Origin of the sequence: Streptomyces sp. NPDC051740, assembly GCF_044453165.1 — a bacterium.
GTDB classification, from domain to species: Bacteria; Actinomycetota; Actinomycetes; order Streptomycetales; family Streptomycetaceae; genus Streptomyces; species Streptomyces atrovirens.
On the sequence record NZ_JBITCL010000001.1, the window covers coordinates 19,985 to 36,697 of the forward strand.

General features: G+C 71.6%; 17 protein-coding genes. 13 read left to right on the plus strand and 4 right to left on the minus strand.

The features are described 5' to 3' along the window. Positions 1-44 precede the first annotated feature (44 nt). Complete coding sequence (locus tag ACIA6T_RS00105; protein ID WP_399444792.1) at positions 45-1,826, plus strand: protein kinase; 1,782 nt, start codon at positions 45-47, stop codon at positions 1,824-1,826. Between the two features lie 15 nt (positions 1,827-1,841). Here the strand turns inward: ACIA6T_RS00105 and ACIA6T_RS00110 are convergent, their stop codons facing one another. Beyond that, a complete protein-coding gene (locus tag ACIA6T_RS00110; protein ID WP_399444312.1) occupies positions 1,842-2,177 on the minus strand; it encodes a PLD nuclease N-terminal domain-containing protein in 336 nt (111 codons plus the stop codon). Positions 2,178-2,244: 67 nt separating this feature from the next. On the opposite strand from ACIA6T_RS00110, the gene ACIA6T_RS00115 reads away from it, so the two are divergent. Beyond that, complete coding sequence (locus ACIA6T_RS00115) at positions 2,245-3,696, plus strand: menaquinone biosynthesis decarboxylase (RefSeq protein ID WP_399444313.1); 1,452 nt, start codon at positions 2,245-2,247, stop codon at positions 3,694-3,696. Then, on the plus strand, positions 3,693-4,598 hold the full coding sequence (mqnP, locus tag ACIA6T_RS00120; RefSeq protein WP_399444314.1) for a menaquinone biosynthesis prenyltransferase MqnP: 906 nt from the start codon (positions 3,693-3,695) through the stop codon (positions 4,596-4,598). The genes ACIA6T_RS00115 and mqnP overlap by 4 nt, the downstream gene beginning before the upstream one ends. A gap of 23 nt (positions 4,599-4,621) precedes the next feature. Here mqnP and ACIA6T_RS00125 read toward each other — a convergent pair whose 3' ends face one another. After that, positions 4,622-4,822, minus strand: coding sequence for a type II toxin-antitoxin system VapB family antitoxin (locus ACIA6T_RS00125; RefSeq protein ID WP_399444315.1), 201 nt, complete (start codon positions 4,820-4,822; stop codon positions 4,622-4,624). A gap of 234 nt (positions 4,823-5,056) precedes the next feature. Between ACIA6T_RS00125 and ACIA6T_RS00130 the strand changes: the two genes are divergently transcribed. From ACIA6T_RS00130 to ACIA6T_RS00175, 10 genes are all read left to right on the plus strand, one after another. Beyond that, positions 5,057-5,731, plus strand: coding sequence for a UbiX family flavin prenyltransferase (locus ACIA6T_RS00130; RefSeq protein WP_399444316.1), 675 nt, complete (start codon positions 5,057-5,059; stop codon positions 5,729-5,731). A 72-nt stretch (positions 5,732-5,803) separates the two neighbouring features. Next, positions 5,804-6,262, plus strand: a complete 459-nt coding sequence (locus ACIA6T_RS00135; RefSeq protein WP_399444317.1) for an Lrp/AsnC family transcriptional regulator — start codon at positions 5,804-5,806, stop codon at positions 6,260-6,262. A gap of 94 nt (positions 6,263-6,356) precedes the next feature. Further along, positions 6,357-7,520: an aminofutalosine synthase MqnE gene (gene mqnE, locus ACIA6T_RS00140; protein ID WP_399444318.1), complete on the plus strand. Its 1,164-nt coding sequence runs from the start codon at positions 6,357-6,359 to the stop codon at positions 7,518-7,520. 213 nt (positions 7,521-7,733) lie between these two features. Beyond that, positions 7,734-8,372: a UdgX family uracil-DNA binding protein gene (locus ACIA6T_RS00145; protein WP_399444319.1), complete on the plus strand. Its 639-nt coding sequence runs from the start codon at positions 7,734-7,736 to the stop codon at positions 8,370-8,372. 16 nt (positions 8,373-8,388) lie between these two features. After that, positions 8,389-8,913 carry a GNAT family N-acetyltransferase gene (locus tag ACIA6T_RS00150; protein ID WP_399444320.1) on the plus strand — a complete coding sequence of 175 codons (525 nt, stop codon included), beginning with the start codon at positions 8,389-8,391 and terminating at the stop codon, positions 8,911-8,913. Positions 8,914-9,009: 96 nt separating this feature from the next. Then, complete coding sequence (locus ACIA6T_RS00155; RefSeq protein ID WP_399444793.1) at positions 9,010-9,321, plus strand: DUF4229 domain-containing protein; 312 nt, start codon at positions 9,010-9,012, stop codon at positions 9,319-9,321. Between the two features lie 166 nt (positions 9,322-9,487). After that, positions 9,488-9,574, plus strand: coding sequence for a putative leader peptide (locus ACIA6T_RS00160; RefSeq protein ID WP_311642580.1), 87 nt, complete (start codon positions 9,488-9,490; stop codon positions 9,572-9,574). Positions 9,575-9,640: 66 nt separating this feature from the next. Continuing rightward, positions 9,641-10,972, plus strand: coding sequence for a dicarboxylate/amino acid:cation symporter (locus ACIA6T_RS00165; protein WP_399444321.1), 1,332 nt, complete (start codon positions 9,641-9,643; stop codon positions 10,970-10,972). A 206-nt stretch (positions 10,973-11,178) separates the two neighbouring features. After that, on the plus strand, positions 11,179-13,323 hold the full coding sequence (locus ACIA6T_RS00170; RefSeq protein ID WP_399444322.1) for a LamG domain-containing protein: 2,145 nt from the start codon (positions 11,179-11,181) through the stop codon (positions 13,321-13,323). Between the two features lie 530 nt (positions 13,324-13,853). After that, positions 13,854-14,510, plus strand: coding sequence for a TetR/AcrR family transcriptional regulator (locus ACIA6T_RS00175; protein WP_399444794.1), 657 nt, complete (start codon positions 13,854-13,856; stop codon positions 14,508-14,510). A 6-nt stretch (positions 14,511-14,516) separates the two neighbouring features. Here the strand turns inward: ACIA6T_RS00175 and ACIA6T_RS00180 are convergent, their stop codons facing one another. Beyond that, positions 14,517-15,377, minus strand: coding sequence for a MaoC family dehydratase (locus tag ACIA6T_RS00180; protein WP_399444323.1), 861 nt, complete (start codon positions 15,375-15,377; stop codon positions 14,517-14,519). Positions 15,378-15,384: 7 nt separating this feature from the next. Next, on the minus strand, positions 15,385-16,692 hold the full coding sequence (locus ACIA6T_RS00185) for a 3-oxoacyl-ACP reductase (protein ID WP_399444324.1): 1,308 nt from the start codon (positions 16,690-16,692) through the stop codon (positions 15,385-15,387). Positions 16,693-16,713 lie beyond the last annotated feature (21 nt).

The window sequence follows — 16,713 nt, forward strand, 5'->3', positions numbered from 1 at the left end:
CCGCCATCAGCGGCGCGGTGACGGAACACGACAACGGGGCAGGCGTGATCGAGCTGGGCGGAAGCGGCGCCGAGCCGCTGGAGGACGAGGACCCGCGACGGATCGGACCGATCCCGCTCGTTGGACGGCTCGGAGCCGGCGGCATGGGCCGTGTCTACCTCGGTGTGCACGAGGGACGGTACGCCGCGGTCAAGCAACTGCTGCCGTCGGTCGTCGCCGAGGACAAGGACTTCCTGCGCCGCTTCGGACACGAGCTGGACAACCTGGCCCGACTGCCCGAGCACGCCACCGCCCCGCTGCTCGCGGGCGACCGCACCGCCCGGCCCCCGTGGTTCGCCACCGCCTACGTCCCCGGTCTCACCCTGCGCGAGGCCCTCGAGGCCCACGAGGGGCCGCTGCCCGCCGCCGCCCTGTGGCTGCTGCTGCGCGAGGCCGCGGCGGGGCTCGCCGAGGTGCACGCGCTGGACATGGTGCACCGGGACATCAAGCCGTCCAACGTCATGCTCACCCTCGACGGCCTCACCCTCATCGACTTCGGCGTGGCCCGAGCCGCCGAGCAGAGCAACATCACCCTCAGCGGCATGGTGGTGGGCACTCCCGCCTACATGTCCCCCGAACAGGCCTCGGGGGCGCGCAGCTCGACCGGGGCCGTCGACGTCTTCGCGCTCGGCTCGGTCCTCGCGTACGCGGCGAGCGGCCGGCCGCCCTTCGGTGACGAGTCCGGGCACGGCGTGCTGTACCGGATCGTGCACGAGGAACCCGACCTCGACGCCGTACGGGCCCTCGACCCCGAGCTCGCCGAGGTCGTCGCGGCCTGCCTGGACAAGGACCACGAGGGCCGGCCCACCGCCGCCGAACTGGTCGGACTCGCCGACCGGCACGGCCCGTTCACCCCGCCCCGGTGGCCGGAGGCCGTCACCGCGCAGCTGACCGAACGGGCCGTGTTCGCGGAACGGACGCCGACCGTCCCGGACGTCCCGGAGGAGCCGGAGGAGCCGGCAGCACCGGCGAAGCCCGAGGAACCGCAGGCGCCCGGGGCGTCCGGGCCGGCGCGGGAGAAGCGTGGCCGCCGGACCCGGGTGATCCCCGTGGTCGTCCCCGTCGTCGTGGTCACGACGGGTGCCACCCTCGCCTTCACGCTCCTGCCGTACACCTTCGACACCGACGACGAGGCGGGACCCGCCCCCTCCGCGTCGGTCACGGTCTCCGCCACCGCGACGCCCTCGGGGACGGCCGGCGGGTCCGCGAAGCCGTCGCCGTCCGCCGGCGCGTCCTCCTCGAAGGACGCGAAGGACGCGAAGAAGCCGGGATCGTCCGGCTCCCAGGGGGCGCCGACCGCGGCCGGGGCGGAGGGCGCCGCCCCGGACACCGACGCCAAAGACGCGAAGGGCGGCGGCAGCGGCGGGGACGACTCCGACCCGGACACGGGCACGGACACGGGTGCGGTGACCGAGGCCCCGTCGACAGGCGGTTCCACCCTGCGCAACGGGTCGAGCGGACTGTGCCTCACCGCCTCCGGAGGAGCCGGTTACGGCAACGTCTCCATGGGCGCCTGCACCGCCGGGGCGGCCGACTGGAGCCTGCGGAGCGTCTCGTCCGGCACCTACCGGATCGTCCACCAGGCGTCCGGCAACTGCCTGTCCGGCTACGGTTCGATGCACAGCGCGACCTGCGGTGCGGACACGGCTCAGGAATGGCGTCTCGGTTCCGGCGGCACCGTGATCCTCACGAACACCGGCAGGTGCCTGGAACACTCCCGGCCGAGCGGCCTGGTCATGGTGCGGGTGTGCGAGGGGACGGCGACCCAGAGCTGGACCAGGAGCTGACGCGGACGGAGGCGGTCAGCCCGCCCCGCCGCGCTCGCCGTCCCCCGGCCTGTCGTCCTTGTCCTTCTCCTCGTCCAGCGACTTGAGGAAGTCCGGGTTGTCGTCCGGGGCCACCCACTGCTGCCGGCCGCCGCCCCGGCCCCGGGCGGAGCCGGCGGCGCCGCCCGCGGGGTGCCGCTTCTTGCCGGCGATCAGCCACGAGATCGAGCCGACCAGCGGGAACAGCAGGACGAGGATCGCCCACAGCGGCTTGGGCATGTGGCGGATGTCGTCGTCCTTCGTACTGATGCAGTCGATGAACGCGTACACGCTCAGGGCCAGTGGCACGAGGAACATCAGCACCCGCAGCATGGGGCCTCTCCAGCGAAAGCGGTGGGTGGTACAGGGCCAGCGTAACCGCTCGGGGATACTTGACCGCATGGCTTACGACGATCTTCGCTCCCTGCTCAGGGCGCTGGAGCGCGAGGGTGACCTCAAGCGCATCAAGGCCGAGGTCGACCCGTATCTGGAGGTCGGTGAGATCGTCGACCGGGTGCAGAAGGCCGGCGGTCCCGCACTGCTCTTCGAGAACGTGCGCGGCTCGGACATGCCCCTCGCGATGAACGTGTACGGCACCGACCGCCGCCTGCTGAAGGCGCTCGGCCTGAAGTCGTACGCGGACATCTCCGAGAAGATCGGCGGGCTGCTGAAACCCGAGCTGCCGCACGGGTTCGTCGGGGTGCGCGAGGCGTTCGGGAAGCTCGGCGCGATGACGCACGTACCGCCGAGGAAGGTGAAGGACGCGCCCGTGCACGAGGTCGTGCTCACCGGCGACGACGTGGACCTCGACCGGCTCCCCGCGCTGTTCACCTGGCCCAAGGACGGCGGCTCCTTCTTCAACCTGGGACTGACCCACACCAAGGACCCGGAGACGGGCATCCGCAACCTCGGCCTGTACCGCCTCCAGCGCCACGACAAGCGCACCATCGGCATGCACTGGCAGATCCACAAGGACAGCCGCAACCACTACCAGGTGGCCGCCCGGCGAGGTGAGCGCCTGCCCGTCGCGATCGCCTTCGGCTGCCCGCCCGCCGTGACGTACGCGTCCACCGCGCCGCTCCCCGGCGACATCGACGAGTACCTGTTCGCCGGATTCGTGCAGGGCAAGCGGATCGAGATGGTCGACTGCAAGACCGTTCCGCTCCAGGTCCCGGCGCAGGCGGAGGTCGTCGTCGAGGGCTGGCTGGAGCCCGGCGAGATGCTGCCCGAGGGGCCGTTCGGCGACCACACCGGGTTCTACACCCCGCAGGAGCCGTTCCCCGCACTGAGGATCGACTGCGTGACCATGCGGAAGCGCCCGCTGCTCCAGTCGATCGTCGTCGGCCGCCCGCCGACCGAGGACGGACCGCTGGGACGGGCGACGGAACGCTTCTTCCTCCCCCTCCTCAAGATCATCGTCCCGGACATCGTGGACTACCACCTCCCCGAGTCCGGCGGCTTCCACAACTGCGCGATCGTCTCGATCGACAAGAAGTACCCCAAGCACGCGCAGAAGGTCATGCACGCCGTCTGGGGCGCCCACATGATGTCGCTGACCAAGCTGATCGTGGTCGTCGACTCCGACTGCGACGTCCACGACCTGCACGAGGTGTCCTGGCGGGCCCTCGGCAACACCGACTACGCCCGTGACCTCACCGTCGTCGAAGGTCCCGTCGACCACCTCGACCACTCCTCGTACCAGCAGTTCTGGGGCGGCAAGGCGGGCATCGACGCGACGAGGAAGTGGCCCGAGGAGGGGTACACGCGCGACGGCGGCTGGCCCGACATGGTCGAGTCCGACCCGGACACGGCCGCGCTCGTCGACCGCCGCTGGAAGGAGTACGGACTGTGACCTCGGCCTCCGCCGCGCTTCCGCAGCAGCCGGGACGCACGAAAGCCTTCCTGCGCCTGGTGATGATCGAGCACTCGGTCTTCGCCCTCCCCTTCGCCTACATCGCCGCCCTCACCGCGATGTACGAGTGGGACGAGAACATCCACTGGGGCCGGCTGCTCCTGGTCACCGTCGCCATGGTCGGCCTGCGCACCTTCGCCATGGCCGCCAACCGGATCATCGACCGCGAGATCGACGCCCGTAACCCGCGCACCGCCCACCGCGAGCTGGTCACCGGCGCGATGTCGGTCAGGCACGCCTGGACCGGCGCGCTCGTCGCCCTCGTCGTCTTCCTGGGCGCGGCGGCCCTGCTCAACCCGCTCTGCCTCGCCCTCGCACCGGTCGCCGTGATCCCGATGGTGGTGTATCCGTACGGCAAGCGGTTCACCGACTTCCCGCAGGCCATCCTCGGGCTCGCGCAGGCCATGGGACCGGTCGGCGGCTGGCTGGCGATCACCGGGTCGTGGTCCTGGGACGCGGTCGTCCTCGGCCTCGCGGTCGGCGTCTGGATCGGCGGCTTCGACCTGATCTACGCCTGCCAGGACGTCGACACCGACCGCGAGATCGGCGTGAAGTCGGTCCCGGCCCGCTTCGGCGTCCCCGCCGCGATCCGGGGCGCCCGCGCCTGCCACACCGTCACGACGGCCCTCTTCGTCTGGTACGCGCTCCTCACCGACGCCGGCGCGTTCTTCTGGCTCGGCCTGCTGATCGTGGCCGGGGCCTTCGTCTACGAGCACACGATCGTCCGCCCGAACGACCTGACCCGCCTGAACCGGGCGTTCTTCAGCGTCAACGGCTTCATCGGCATCGCGTTGTTCGTGTGCGCGCTGCTGGATCTGCTGGTGCGGGGCCTGACCGTGTAGAGCGCCGACGTGCGGCCGGGGACTCAGCCCTGGGGCTCCTGCGGCTTGGCGTCGACCTCGCGCAGGCCCTGGTCCCTGGGTTCGGTGCGGGCCTCCGTGCGGTGGCCGCGGGCGATGTAGTCGCGTACGACCACCTCGATCGCGTCCTGGGGCGAGCCGACCCCCGCCAGGACCATCACCTCCACCACGAGTTCGGCGTCGAGACTGATATTGACCTTGGCCACCGTGTCCCCCTCATCCCGCGTCGCCTCCGCACTCTAGCCGCCCACGGCCCGGCAGCCGATGCTGTGGGTGCTTCCCGTCATCGTCCGGTTATGGGAGCGTTTCTCCAGGCGAAGCACCGCATGAGCGGCGTCACTCCTGGAGAAACGCTCCCATCATGGTGCCGGGACGGGTGCCCGAAGGCCTTCGGCCGGTCCTGAGAACGGACGCCTGCCGCCCGCCGGTAGGCTCAAGATGTGAACGCAGGAGAAACGCGGCGCAGGCCTTGGATCGTGGGGGTGTCAGGGGCGTCCGGGACGCCCTACGCAGCCGCTGTGCTGCGTGCGCTTCTGGCGGCGGGCGAGAGTGTCGACCTCGTGGTCAGCCGGGCCTCCCGGCTCACCCTGCTGGACGAGACCGGCATCGCCTTCCGGGACGCCCACTGGCGGGACGACCTGCGGGAATGGCTGTCCCGGGGGGCGGACGGCAAGCCGGACACGTTCACCGTCGACCTCGACGGCGTACGGCACTGGGCCGCCGGTGACCTCGCGGCCGGGCCGTCCTCGGGGTCGTATCCGAGCAAGGGCATGCTGATCGTGCCCGCCTCCACGGCCTGTGTGGCCGGGGTGGCGCTCGGGCTGTCCAAGGACCTGCTGCAGCGGGCGGCGAGCGTCACCCTGAAGGAGGGACGCACGCTGATCGTGGCCGTACGGGAGACCCCGCTGAACGGCCAGACGCTGCGGCACCTGGTGACGCTGGACGACGCGGGCGCGACCGTGGTGCCCGCCTCGCCGGCCTTCTACGCGGGCGCGACGCACATCCAGGACCTGGTGGACTTCGTCGCCGGACGCGTGCTCGACGCGGCGGGTGTCGAGCACCGGCTCTACCGCCGCTGGAAGGGCGAACTCGGCGGCGGAGCCCGCACGGACTGAGCACTTCGCGCAACACCCCGGCACGTGCAGAACTTTCAGACCTCTTCGGTTCCAGTGGAAGGCTTCGATTCGATGGACGCGGTGGACAGGCAGCTCATCCAGGCCCTGAGAGAGAACGGCCGGGCCTCCTACGCGGAGCTGGGGCGCCTCGTCGGACTGTCGGGCCCCAGCGTCACCGACCGCATCAACCGGCTGGAGGCGGCCGGTGTCATCACCGGCTACCGCGCCACCGTGGACGCCGCCTCGCTCGGCCTCGGCGTGACCGCCCTGATCGGCATCTCGCTCTCCGACGCCGCCGACCACGAGGACGTGGCGCAGCGGCTGAAGGACCTGAAGGAGATCGAGGACTGCTGGTTCATCGCCGGCGACGACTCCTTCATGCTCAAGGTGCGGGCGACCGACGTGGACGGCCTGGAGAAGATCATCCGCCGGCTGTCCGGCACCAAGGGCGTCTCCCGGACCCGTACGACCATCGTGCTCTCCACCAAGTGGGAGAACCGCGTCGGTGAGCTGCCGGAGGAGATGGAGTGACCGGGGCGCGGAGCGCCGTTCGGGGGTCCCCCCGCCCGAAGGGCGGGGGAGTACGGTTGACCGGGTCTGTCTGAAGAGGAAAAGAGGAATCGGCATGGACGTCGGGCTCAAGCGCGAGCTGGAGGAGAAGGTCGGGGCGGGCGAACGCCTGACCCGTGAGGACGGCATCGCGCTGTACGAGTCGGACGACCTGGCCTGGCTGGGCGGGCTGGCGCACGAGGTGCGGACGCGGCTGAACGGCGACGTCGTGCACTTCAACGTCAACCGCCACCTCAACATGACCAACGTGTGCACCGCCTCCTGCGCGTACTGCTCCTTCCAGCGCAAGCCGGGGGAGAAGGACGCGTACACGATGCGCATCGAGGAGGCGGTGAAGCTCGCCAAGGCGATGGAGGGGGAGAACCTCACCGAGCTGCACATCGTCAACGGGCTGCACCCCAATCTGCCGTGGCGCTACTACCCGCGCTCGCTCAGGGAGTTGAAGGCCGCGCTGCCGGACGTCTCGCTGAAGGCCTTCACCGCCACCGAGATCCACCACTTCGAGACCATCTCCGGGATGTCCGCCTCCGAGATCCTCGACGAGCTGATCGACGCGGGCCTCGAGTCGCTGACCGGCGGTGGCGCCGAGATCTTCGACTGGGAGGTGCGGCAGCACATCGTCGACCACCGGACCCACTGGGAGGACTGGTCGAGGATCCACCGGCTGGCGCACGAGAAGGGGCTCAAGACCCCGTGCACCATGCTGTACGGCCACATCGAGGAGCCCCGCCACCGCGTGGACCACGTGCTGCGGCTGCGTGAACTCCAGGACGAGACCGGCGGTTTCCAGGTCTTCATCCCGCTGCGCTACCAGCACGACTTCGTGGACATGAAGGACGGCAAGGTACGCAACCGGCTCCAGGCGCGGACGCAGATGGCGACCGGGGCGGAGGCGCTGAAGACGTTCGCGGTGTCGCGGCTGCTGTTCGACAACGTGCCGCACGTCAAGGTGTTCTGGGTGATGCACGGCGTGCAGACGGCGCAGCTCGCGCTGCAGCACGGGGCGGACGACATGGACGGGTCGGTGGTCGAGTACAAGATCACGCACGACGCGGACGATTTCGGTACGCCGAACAAGCTCACCCGTGAGGACCTGCTGGACCTCATCCGCGACGCGGGGTTCCGGCCGGTGGAACGGAACACCCGGTACGAGGTGATCCGGGAGTACGACGGTCCCGACCCGGCGCGTCGGGAGTCCCCCCAGCCGATGCGCGTGTGAGGTGAAGGGGCTCCGCCCCTTCGACCCCGCCAGGGGGCTCCCGCCCCCTGGACCCCCGCCCTGCGCCCACCCACCACCCGACTCGGCACCTCGCAAGTCCCCCGGGGGCGCGGAGCTGTATCGATCTGCGGCTCCGCCGCGTGGGCGCGACCAGCCCCCACTCAGCCGCACTGGACAACGAGTCCGAACCCCCACGGCGGGTACCCGGCCCCCATGGCCTCCGAGGACGCCTACACGGCGGAACCCTTCGTGCCCGCGCGGGGCGGTCTCACCGCCCTGCGCAAGGCAGCCGCCGACTGCCGGGGCTGCCCCCTGCACAGGGACGCCACGCGAACAGTGTTCGGCACCGGAAACCCCCACGCCCGCGTCATGCTCGTCGGCGAGCAGCCCGGTGACCAGGAGGACCGCCAGGGCGAACCCTTCGTCGGCCCTGCGGGCAGACTGCTCGACCGGGCCCTCGAAGAAGCCGGCCTGAACCCGGCGGACGCGTACCTCACCAACGCCGTCAAACACTTCAAGTTCACCCGGGCCGACCCCCACAAGCGCCGCATCCACAAGTCCCCCACCCGGCGCGAGGCGACCGCCTGCGGCCCCTGGCTCGCCGCCGAGCTGGCCCTCGTCGAGCCGGAGCTCGTCGTCGTACTGGGCGCCACCGCCGGAAAGGCGCTGCTCGGCTCCTCGTTCCGGGTCACCCGGGTGCGCGGCACGGTGCTGGAGGAGGAGATCCACGGGCGCCCCGAGCGGCTGGTGCCCACGGTCCATCCCTCGGCGGTGCTGCGGGCGGACGACAGGGAGACGGCGTACCGCGGACTGGTGTCCGACCTGAAAGTCGCCGCACAAGCCCTGGGGTAATGGTTAGTATCGCCGCATGCCCCTTACCTTCACGTTCGACCCCGTCGTCACCCCCGAACTCCGCGACGGCATCCTCGACCTGTGGACCGACGTCACCAACGCCGGCGGGGCGGTCGGCTTCGTACCGCCCGTGACCCGTGAGGACATCCGCCCCGGCCTGGTGCGCCAGCTCGTGTCGATGGCGGAGGAACGCTCCCGCCTGCTCGTCGGGCACGACGAGCAGGGCAGGGTGGCCGCGACGGCGTTCCTCACCTTCAACACCCACCACCTGATGACCCACTGGCTCTGGCTCTACACGGTGATGGTCCACCCCCGCCACCAGGGCAAGGGCTACGGCCGCGACCTGCTCGCCGCCGCCGAGCGGTCCGCCCGCACCGTCGACGGCATCGAGGCGATACGGCTCACCTGCCGCGGCGGCCTCGGCCTGGAGCGCTTCTACGCCTCCTGCGGCTACAAGGAGGTCGGCCGGGTCCCGGACGCCATCCGCGTGGCCCCGGGCGACGACCGCGACGACGTCGTCATGCTGCTGCCGCTGACCTGAGCCCCGTACCCCGCTGAAAGATCCACGCCCGGTCGTGCTTCACTGGACGTTGTCCCTTTGGGGCGTTCTGACCGTACGCAGGGAAGAGTGGATGAGATGCTCCGCTACACGCTGATGCGCCTCGGGATCTTCGTGGGCTGCCTCGTGGTCGTCTGGGGCCTCGTCTACTCCGGCCTCGCCCCGCGCGGCCTCGGCGACTCCAACGGCCTGTGGGTCGTGCTGCTCGCGCTGCTGGTCTCGGCCCCGATCAGCTTCGTCGTACTCCGCAAGGAGCGGGACCGGGCCTCCGAGCGGATCGTGCGGCGGGTGGACCGGGCCAAGGCCAACCTGGAGGCCAACCGCAACATGGAGGACACGGCCGACGAGGCCGCCCGCACGCAGGGGCAGGCGCAGGGCCAGACCTCGTAACGTCCGTCACATCCGCGCACCGCACTCGGGCGCCCCGGTTTCCGAACGTCCCTGGAAACCGGGGTGCTTTGCGTTGTATGGGCACCTTCGGCTTCCCACCTCTCAAAGCAAGGCTTTGAGGATCTCAAAGCTCAGGTGTTACGGTCTTCGGGTGAAGTCAGCAGCCGTGTTCCCCACGCCCCGGAGTGTTCCGCTCGTGGCGCGCCTGCACGTGGACCTCTGCCGGGTCACCGCAGCGAACTGTCGTCCCTGACGTTCCGCCGCCACCCGCGTTCCCCGTACCACGTCACCTTCCTTACGCGTCCCCCCTCACCGGAGCATGTCCGTGTCCACGAACACGCAGTCCAAGCTGCCCATACGCGCGCCCTTCTGGGCCCAGATACTCGCCGGCCTGGTCCTGGGCGTCCTGCTCGGCTGGCTCGCCCGCAGCCAGGACGTCTCCTGGCTGGTCACCACCCTGGAGAAGGTCGGCGGCACCTTCATCGGCCTGCTGAAGCTGGCCGTCGCCCCGCTCGTCTTCTTCGCGATCCTGGTCTCCATCACCAACCTGCGGAAGGTCAACAACGCGGCCCGGCTGGCCTCGCGCACCCTCCTCTGGTTCATGATCACCTCGCTGATCGCGGTGGCGATCGGCCTGGTCATCGGCCTGGTCACCAACCCGGGTGCCGGCACCGGCCTCACCCCGGCGGACGGCGCCGAGCCGGAGCACACCGGTTCCTGGATCGACTTCCTGACCGGCATCGTGCCGACCGACGTCATCACGCCGTTCACCGAGCTGAACGTGCTCCAGATCGTCTTCATGGCCGCCGTCGCCGGTATCGCCGCCCTCCAGCTCGGCGAGAAGGCCCAGCCGATCCTCACCCTGAGCGAATCCGTCCTCGAACTCCTCCAGAAGGCCCTGTGGTGGGTCATCCGGCTCGCCCCGCTCGGCACCGTCGGCCTCATCGGCAACGCCATCGCCACCTACGGCTGGGACCTGATCGGCAAGTACGCCACCTTCACCGCCGACATCTACGTCGGCTGCGCGCTCGTCCTCTTCGGCGTCTACCCGGCGCTGCTGGCGACCGTCGCCAAGGCCAACCCGGTGCAGTTCTTCAAGGGCGCCTGGCCCGCGATCCAGCTGGCGTTCGTCTCCCGCTCCTCCGTCGGCACCATGCCGCTGACGCAGAAGGTCACCGAGCGCCTGGGCGTACCGAAGGAGTACGCGAGCTTCGCCGTCCCGTTCGGGGCTACAACGAAAATGGACGGCTGCGCCGCGATCTACCCGGCCATCGCCGCGATCTTCGTCGCCCAGATCTTCGACATCCAGCTCGGCGTCGGCGACTACCTGCTGATCGCGTTCGTCTCGGTGGTGGGCTCCGCCGCCACGGCCGGCCTCACCGGCGCGACGGTCATGCTCACCCTCACCCTCTCCACCCTGGGCCTGCCCATGGAGGGCGTGGGCCTGCTCCTCGCCATCGACCCGATCCTGGACATGATCCGCACGGCGACGAACGTCGCGGGCCAAGCCCTGATTCCGGTCATCGTCTCCGCCCGTGAGGGACTGCTCGACCGGAAGGCGTACGACTCGGTCCACGCCTCGCCGGTCGACGAGAACCCGGTCGACGAGACCCCGACGGACGAGCCCCAGCGGGTCCCCGCGGCGGCCTGACCGTCCCCGTCCCCGGGATCGCGAACAGGCGGACCCGGGGACCTCACCCACCCGTCTCCTCTCGTGCCTCGGCGGTCTCCTCTCCGCACGGCACCGTTCCCGGCGACCCGTCGGAAAACTTGATCGCCGATGCCGGTGGTCGCTGTTAGCCTCCTGTCGCTCGACTGTTCGAAGATCGGGCGTGATCCGGGGAGGGGCATTCGTTCATGTCGGAGAGATGGGGCAAGAGAGGTTTACTGCTGGGCAGTTGCCTTGCGGCAGTAGTGGCGGGGGTGGTCACGCCCGGCACCGCGTACGCGGCGGAGCAGGCGAATCTGCCGCCCGCCGTCCAGGACCTGCAGACCGAGTTCAAGGACTGCGCGTCGGGCGACGAGCCGGCCTATGTCGGAAGCCCTCCGGTCCTCACGGCCCGGCTGACCGATCCGGCCGAGGACGACCGCATCGGATACCCGGAGTACGTCACCGCCGAGTTCGAGATCTGGTGGTCGGACTCGAACGGCACTGAACAGCGCCGCTCCTTCACCACCCAGCCGACCTACGTGGACCGGGTCCACCGCATCACCGTGCCGTCCGACATCCCGTCCGACACGGTCATCTCCTGGCACGTCCGGGCCAACGACGGTACGGCGAGCTCCTCCTGGAGTTCGGAGGCGCCCGGTGCCGCGTGCCGGTTCGTCCACGACGACGAGAGCCCGGCCGCTCCCGTCGTGAGCTCACCGGAGTACCCGGAGGAGACGTGGTGGGCCGGCGGGGTCGGCGTCTACGGCGGCTTCACCATGGACTCCCCCTCGGCGGACGTCGTCGAGTACCGGTACACCTTCCTCGGCGGTCCGCAGCGCACCGTCCGCCCCGCCGAGCTCGGCGGCCCGGCCACCGTCCGCTTCGCCCCGCTGAGCAACGCCCCGCAGCGTCTCAGCGTCGAGGCCCGCGACCGTTCCGGCCGGATGAGCGGGCGCACCGACTACACGTTCTACCCGAAGGCGGCGAGCGCGCCCGTCTCCCGCTGGAAGCTCGGTGACGAGGCGGGCTCCACCACGGCGGCCGCCGAGGCGGGCGAGGCGGCCCGGGCGGGACGCGGTGTGACCTTCGGCGGTCCCGTGCCCCCGGGCACCCCGCTCACCTCCACGGCCACCCTCGACGGCAGCCGTCACGGCTTCCTCACCACGGACGCCCCGGCCGTCGACAGCGGCAGGACCTTCGCCGTCGGCGCCTGGGTGCGCCCGGCGGAGGACGACCGCCGCATGACCGTGCTGAGCCAGGACACCGCGTCCGGCACGGCCTACGCCCTGGCCCTGGAGGCCCCGCGGGACGCGACCGCCTCCTGGTCCTTCACCCTCGGCGACGCGAAGGTCACCGGCGGCGCCCCGGAGGCCGGCGAATGGGCCTACCTCCTCGGCGTCTACGACACCGAGACCGGTTACGCCCAGCTCTTCGTCAACGGCCACGAGGTCGGCACCAAGGCCGAGGCCGCTCCGGTCAGGGCGGACGGCGCGTTCCAGATCGGCCGGATCCGTGGCAAGAACGGCTACCGGCAGCGCTGGCACGGTGACATCGGCGACGTCCGGGCGTACGACCGTCTCGTCGTCCCGAAGGAGGTGACCGAGCTGGCCCACCGCAAGCCGAACCTGCTCGGCCACTGGTCGTTCAGCACGGCCGACGACGGCAGCACGCCCGAGAACAAGGGGAGTTCGCCTCTGCGGCTCGCAGCGGGCGCGTCGATCTACCGCGGTCCGGACGACTCCTGCATCCCCGACCTCGACCCCGACTGCCCGTGGAAGCCGTACCCGCTGGTCGGCGAGGGGCACTTGGCGCTGGACGGCGAAGGCGGTCACGCGGTCCTCGACACCCCCGTGGTGGACACCGGTGACAGCTTCACCCTCGGAGTCGTCGCCAGGATCGAGGAGGCCGAAGCCACCCGGCCGATGACGGTCCTCTCACAGGCCGGCGAGCACACCGACGCGTTCAAGCTGCGCTACGACCCGTCGGCGTTCGCCTGGCAGCTGGTCATGCCGGAACGCGATGAGGCGGGCGCGCCGGAGAAGGTCGTCTCGCAGGTCACGAGGCCGGACGGCAGCAGCGGCCACGGCACGCAGCTGACCGTCGTCTACGACGACGCGACCGACACGGTCAAGCTGTACGCCGACGGCTACACGAACACCGGGGCCACCGCCCACCTCCGCGACGGCTGGACGAGCACCGGCCCGCTCCAGGTGGGCCGTGCCCGCACGGCCGACGGCTGGGGCGAGTACCTGAAGGGCGAGGTGGACGAGCTCCAGGCGTACGCGGGCGCCCTGCGTGACCGCGACGTCATCGGCCTGGGCCACGAGACCGACCCCTGCCTGTGCGGCTGACATCCGCAGGCCGGCCCCGGGCTCTCCGGGGCCGGCCTGCGGGACGAGGGGCGCTTCCCGGCAACCACCGACAGGTGACCGTTGCTGGGAGCGCCCCTTATCCCTGTCCGCCCGGTGGTGTGGAATCACCTGGACCACGTGCCTCACATGACGCACGTGGTCCACAGCGATGATCCGGCAGGGATCAGCACCACACGCGAAGGGGGAGACCGTGGCACGCACGCGGGCGCAGAGTCCGCGCAACGTCGCCGAGGCGGTCGCGTCCGGCACCGATCCGCGCACGGCGGCCCAGGACGAACTGGCCCGCAGGCGCCTGGAGGGTGGGTGCCGGGCCGGCCGGGAAGGTCCCGCAGCCGGTGGTGGTCCGCACCGACGGCGGCACCGGCACCTCGGCGCTGTCCACGCTGTTCACCGCGCGGCTGCTGCCGCGGCTGACGGCGGGCGAACGGCCCGTCCTCGGCGACCTGGCGGGGCCGGGGAGCGACGGCGGCCGGGACCCGCGCCAGGAGACGGACCGTACGCTGTGTCCCATGGGTGCCGTGAAGACGAAGCGGATGCCGCGTGCGGTCCGTGAACAGCAGATGCTGGACGCCGCCGTACGGACCTTCGGTCAACGGGGTTACATGGCCGTGTCGATGGACGAGATCGCCGAACTGGCGGGTGTGTCCAAGCCGTTGGTGTACCTGTACCTGAACTCCAAGGAAGACCTGTTCACCGCGTGCATCCGGCGTGAGGCGAAGGCCCTCGTCGAGGCCGTGCGCGCCGGTGCCCGCCCGGAGCTGCCGGCCGACCGGCAGCTCTGGGCGGGTCTGACGGCGTTCTTCACGCACACCGCCCGGCATCCGGACGGCTGGGCGGTGCTGCACCTCCAGGCCCGCACCCACGGTGAGGTGTTCGCCGCCGAGGTCGCCGCGATGCGCGCGGAGATCGTGGCGTTCGTGACGCAGCTCATCCTCGTCGCCGCCCGCGACGCCCACCGCGACCCCGACCTCCCCGAACGCGAGGTCTCCGGGCTCGCGGAAGCCCTGGTCGGCGCCGCCGAGTCCCTCGCGGACTGGGCCAACGCCACCCCCGGTGTCACGGCCCGGCAGTCGGCGGGGACCCTGATGAACTTCGCCTGGGCGGGCCTCGGCGACCTGATGGCCGGCCGCCGCTGGACCCCGCCGGACGACGACAGCGGTGCCTGACGGGGCTCAGACGGGGCTGACCTCCCCGGTCACGTGGACCCGGTCGCCGTCGCCGCGCAGTTCGAAGCGTCCGCCCTCCGCCGCGTACGTCACCGTCCCCGGCAGCGGCACCGGCGCCCGGAAGTCCGCGCGGACCTCCGCCGCGTCCGGGGTGCCGTGGGCGGCGAGGCAGCGGGCCACGGTCCACATGCCGTGCGCGATGGCGCGGGGGAAGCCGAAGAGCCGGGCGGTGAGCGGGTGCAGGTGGATCGGGTTGCGGTCGCCGGACGCGGCACCGTAGCGCCGTCCGACGTCCCCGGCCAGCCGCCACTCGGCGACGGCGGGCAGGGGCTCGCGTTCTTCCTCCTGGTCCTTCCGCCGTCCGGAGGCGGTCCGGTGGCGGGCCAGATACGTGCTCCGCGACTCCCACACGACGTCCCCGCCGTCCCGCATCTCGGTGACCACGGCGGCCTGGGTGCCGCGTCGGTGCGGGGCCAGTCCGTCGACGTACACCGTCAGTCCGTACGCGCCCGTGGCCGGTGTCGCCCGGTGCCGGGTGATCCGTATCGACGTGTGGACCAGGCCGAGGAGCGGGAGCGGGAAGTCCGGCCCGCTCATCAGCCGCATGGCGAGCGGGAAGCCCAGCACGTGCGGATACGTCACCGGCAGCGCGGCCTCGCCGGTCGGGGAGCCGGTCGGGAAGCCGCACACCCGCTCGTACGCGGCGAGCCGGGCGGTGTCGACGCGCAGGGCGGGCAGCACCAGCCGGGTGCGGGGGTGGGCGGCTTCGGGGCGGGGGCGCTTGAAGGGCGAGAGCAGGGCGCCGCGGGCGAGGAGCGGAGGGAGGGCGGGGGAGTGCGGGAGGACGACGGTCGGTGCGGACGTCATGAAACGCTCACGCCCCCAGCAGGCTCTGGCCGCAGACCCGTACGACCTGCCCGTTCACCGCGCCGGAGGCCGGGTGGGCGAGCCAGGCGGTGGTCTCGGCGACGTCGACGGGCAGGCCGCCCTGGGCGAGGGAGTTCATCCGGCGGCCCGCCTCCCGGAGGAACAGCGGGACGGCCGCCGTCATCTTCGTCTCGATGAAGCCGGGCGCCACGGCGTTCACCGTCACCCCGTGCCCGTCGAGCGCGTGCGGCGCGAGGGCGCGGACCAGGCCGGTGATGCCCGCCTTGCTCGCCCCGTAGTTGGTCTGGCCGGCGTTCCCGGCGATCCCCGCGATGGACGCCGTGGCGACGATCCGTCCACCGCGCTTCAGGGTGCCGGCGGCGAGCAGCGCGTCGGTCGTGCGCAGCACGCTCGCCAGGTTCACCTCCAGCACCGGACTCCAGCGCTCGGCCGGCATGTTGACCAGTCGCCGGTCACGGGTGATGCCCGCGTTGTGGACGAGGACGTCGAGGCCGTCGGGGAGGGCTTCGGCGATGCGGGCGCCCGCGTCGGCGGCGGTGATGTCGAGGGGGAGCGCCCTCCCGCCGAGCCGCTCGGCGACGCGCCGGGCGTCCGCCTCGGCCCCCGGTACGTCGAGGACGACCACCTTGGCGCCGTCCCGCGCCAGCGTCTCGGCGACCGCCTCGCCGATGCCGCGCGCGGCGCCGGTCACCAGGGCGGTACGGCCGGACAGGGGACGGTCCACGTCGTACGGGGCGGGGGACTCGTGCGCTCCGACGCCGATCACCTGGCCGCTGACGTAGGCCGATCTGGGGGAGAGCAGGAAGCGGAGGGTGGACTCGGCGGAGGGGGCGTCGGTGAGGCGGACCAGGTTCACGGTGATACCCCGGCCGGTCTCCTTGCCGAGGGAGCGGGTGAAGCCCTCCAACGCCTGCTGGGCGGCGGCCTGGTGGTGGTCGGCGGGGTCGAGCGGGGCGCCGAGCACCACGATCCGGCCGCTCGCGGCGACCGACCGTACGACGGGGTGCAGGGCCGCGTGCACCTCGGCGAGCCCTTCGACGTCCCGTACGCCGGTGGCGTCCAGGACGACGGCGGCGGGCCGTCCCGTGGCGTCGTCCGGGGCGGGTCCGGTGCGGGCGAGGACGGGTGCGAGGTCGAGGCCGGACGTGCCGGCCGTGAGGTGGAGCAGGCCGCCGTCCAGGTCCGGCCGCTCCGGTGACCAGCGCCGCAGCGGCGCCGGCCGGGGGAGTCCCAGGCGGCGCGTGAGGAAGCGGCCGGGCGCGGTGCCGGTGAAGCTCAGATAGCGGTCGGCCATGGGGGACTCCCGGTGTGGTCT

Bases quoted from the DNA above. Each gene is read 5' to 3' on its own strand.
- ACIA6T_RS00110 (WP_399444312.1), bottom strand. From the start codon at position 2,177: ATGCTGCGGGTGCTGATGTTCCTCGTGCCACTGGCCCTGAGCGTGTAC.
- ACIA6T_RS00115 (WP_399444313.1), top strand. From the start codon at position 2,245: ATGGCTTACGACGATCTTCGCTCCCTGCTCAGGGCGCTGGAGCGCGAG.
- ACIA6T_RS00135 (WP_399444317.1), top strand. From the start codon at position 5,804: ATGGACGCGGTGGACAGGCAGCTCATCCAGGCCCTGAGAGAGAACGGC.
- mqnE (WP_399444318.1), top strand. From the start codon at position 6,357: ATGGACGTCGGGCTCAAGCGCGAGCTGGAGGAGAAGGTCGGGGCGGGC.
- ACIA6T_RS00145 (WP_399444319.1), top strand. From the start codon at position 7,734: ATGGCCTCCGAGGACGCCTACACGGCGGAACCCTTCGTGCCCGCGCGG.
- ACIA6T_RS00150 (WP_399444320.1), top strand. From the start codon at position 8,389: ATGCCCCTTACCTTCACGTTCGACCCCGTCGTCACCCCCGAACTCCGC.
- ACIA6T_RS00155 (WP_399444793.1), top strand. From the start codon at position 9,010: ATGCTCCGCTACACGCTGATGCGCCTCGGGATCTTCGTGGGCTGCCTC.
- ACIA6T_RS00165 (WP_399444321.1), top strand. From the start codon at position 9,641: ATGTCCGTGTCCACGAACACGCAGTCCAAGCTGCCCATACGCGCGCCC.
- ACIA6T_RS00170 (WP_399444322.1), top strand. From the start codon at position 11,179: ATGTCGGAGAGATGGGGCAAGAGAGGTTTACTGCTGGGCAGTTGCCTT.
- ACIA6T_RS00175 (WP_399444794.1), top strand. From the start codon at position 13,854: ATGGGTGCCGTGAAGACGAAGCGGATGCCGCGTGCGGTCCGTGAACAG.
- ACIA6T_RS00180 (WP_399444323.1), bottom strand. From the start codon at position 15,377: ATGACGTCCGCACCGACCGTCGTCCTCCCGCACTCCCCCGCCCTCCCT.
- ACIA6T_RS00185 (WP_399444324.1), bottom strand. From the start codon at position 16,692: ATGGCCGACCGCTATCTGAGCTTCACCGGCACCGCGCCCGGCCGCTTC.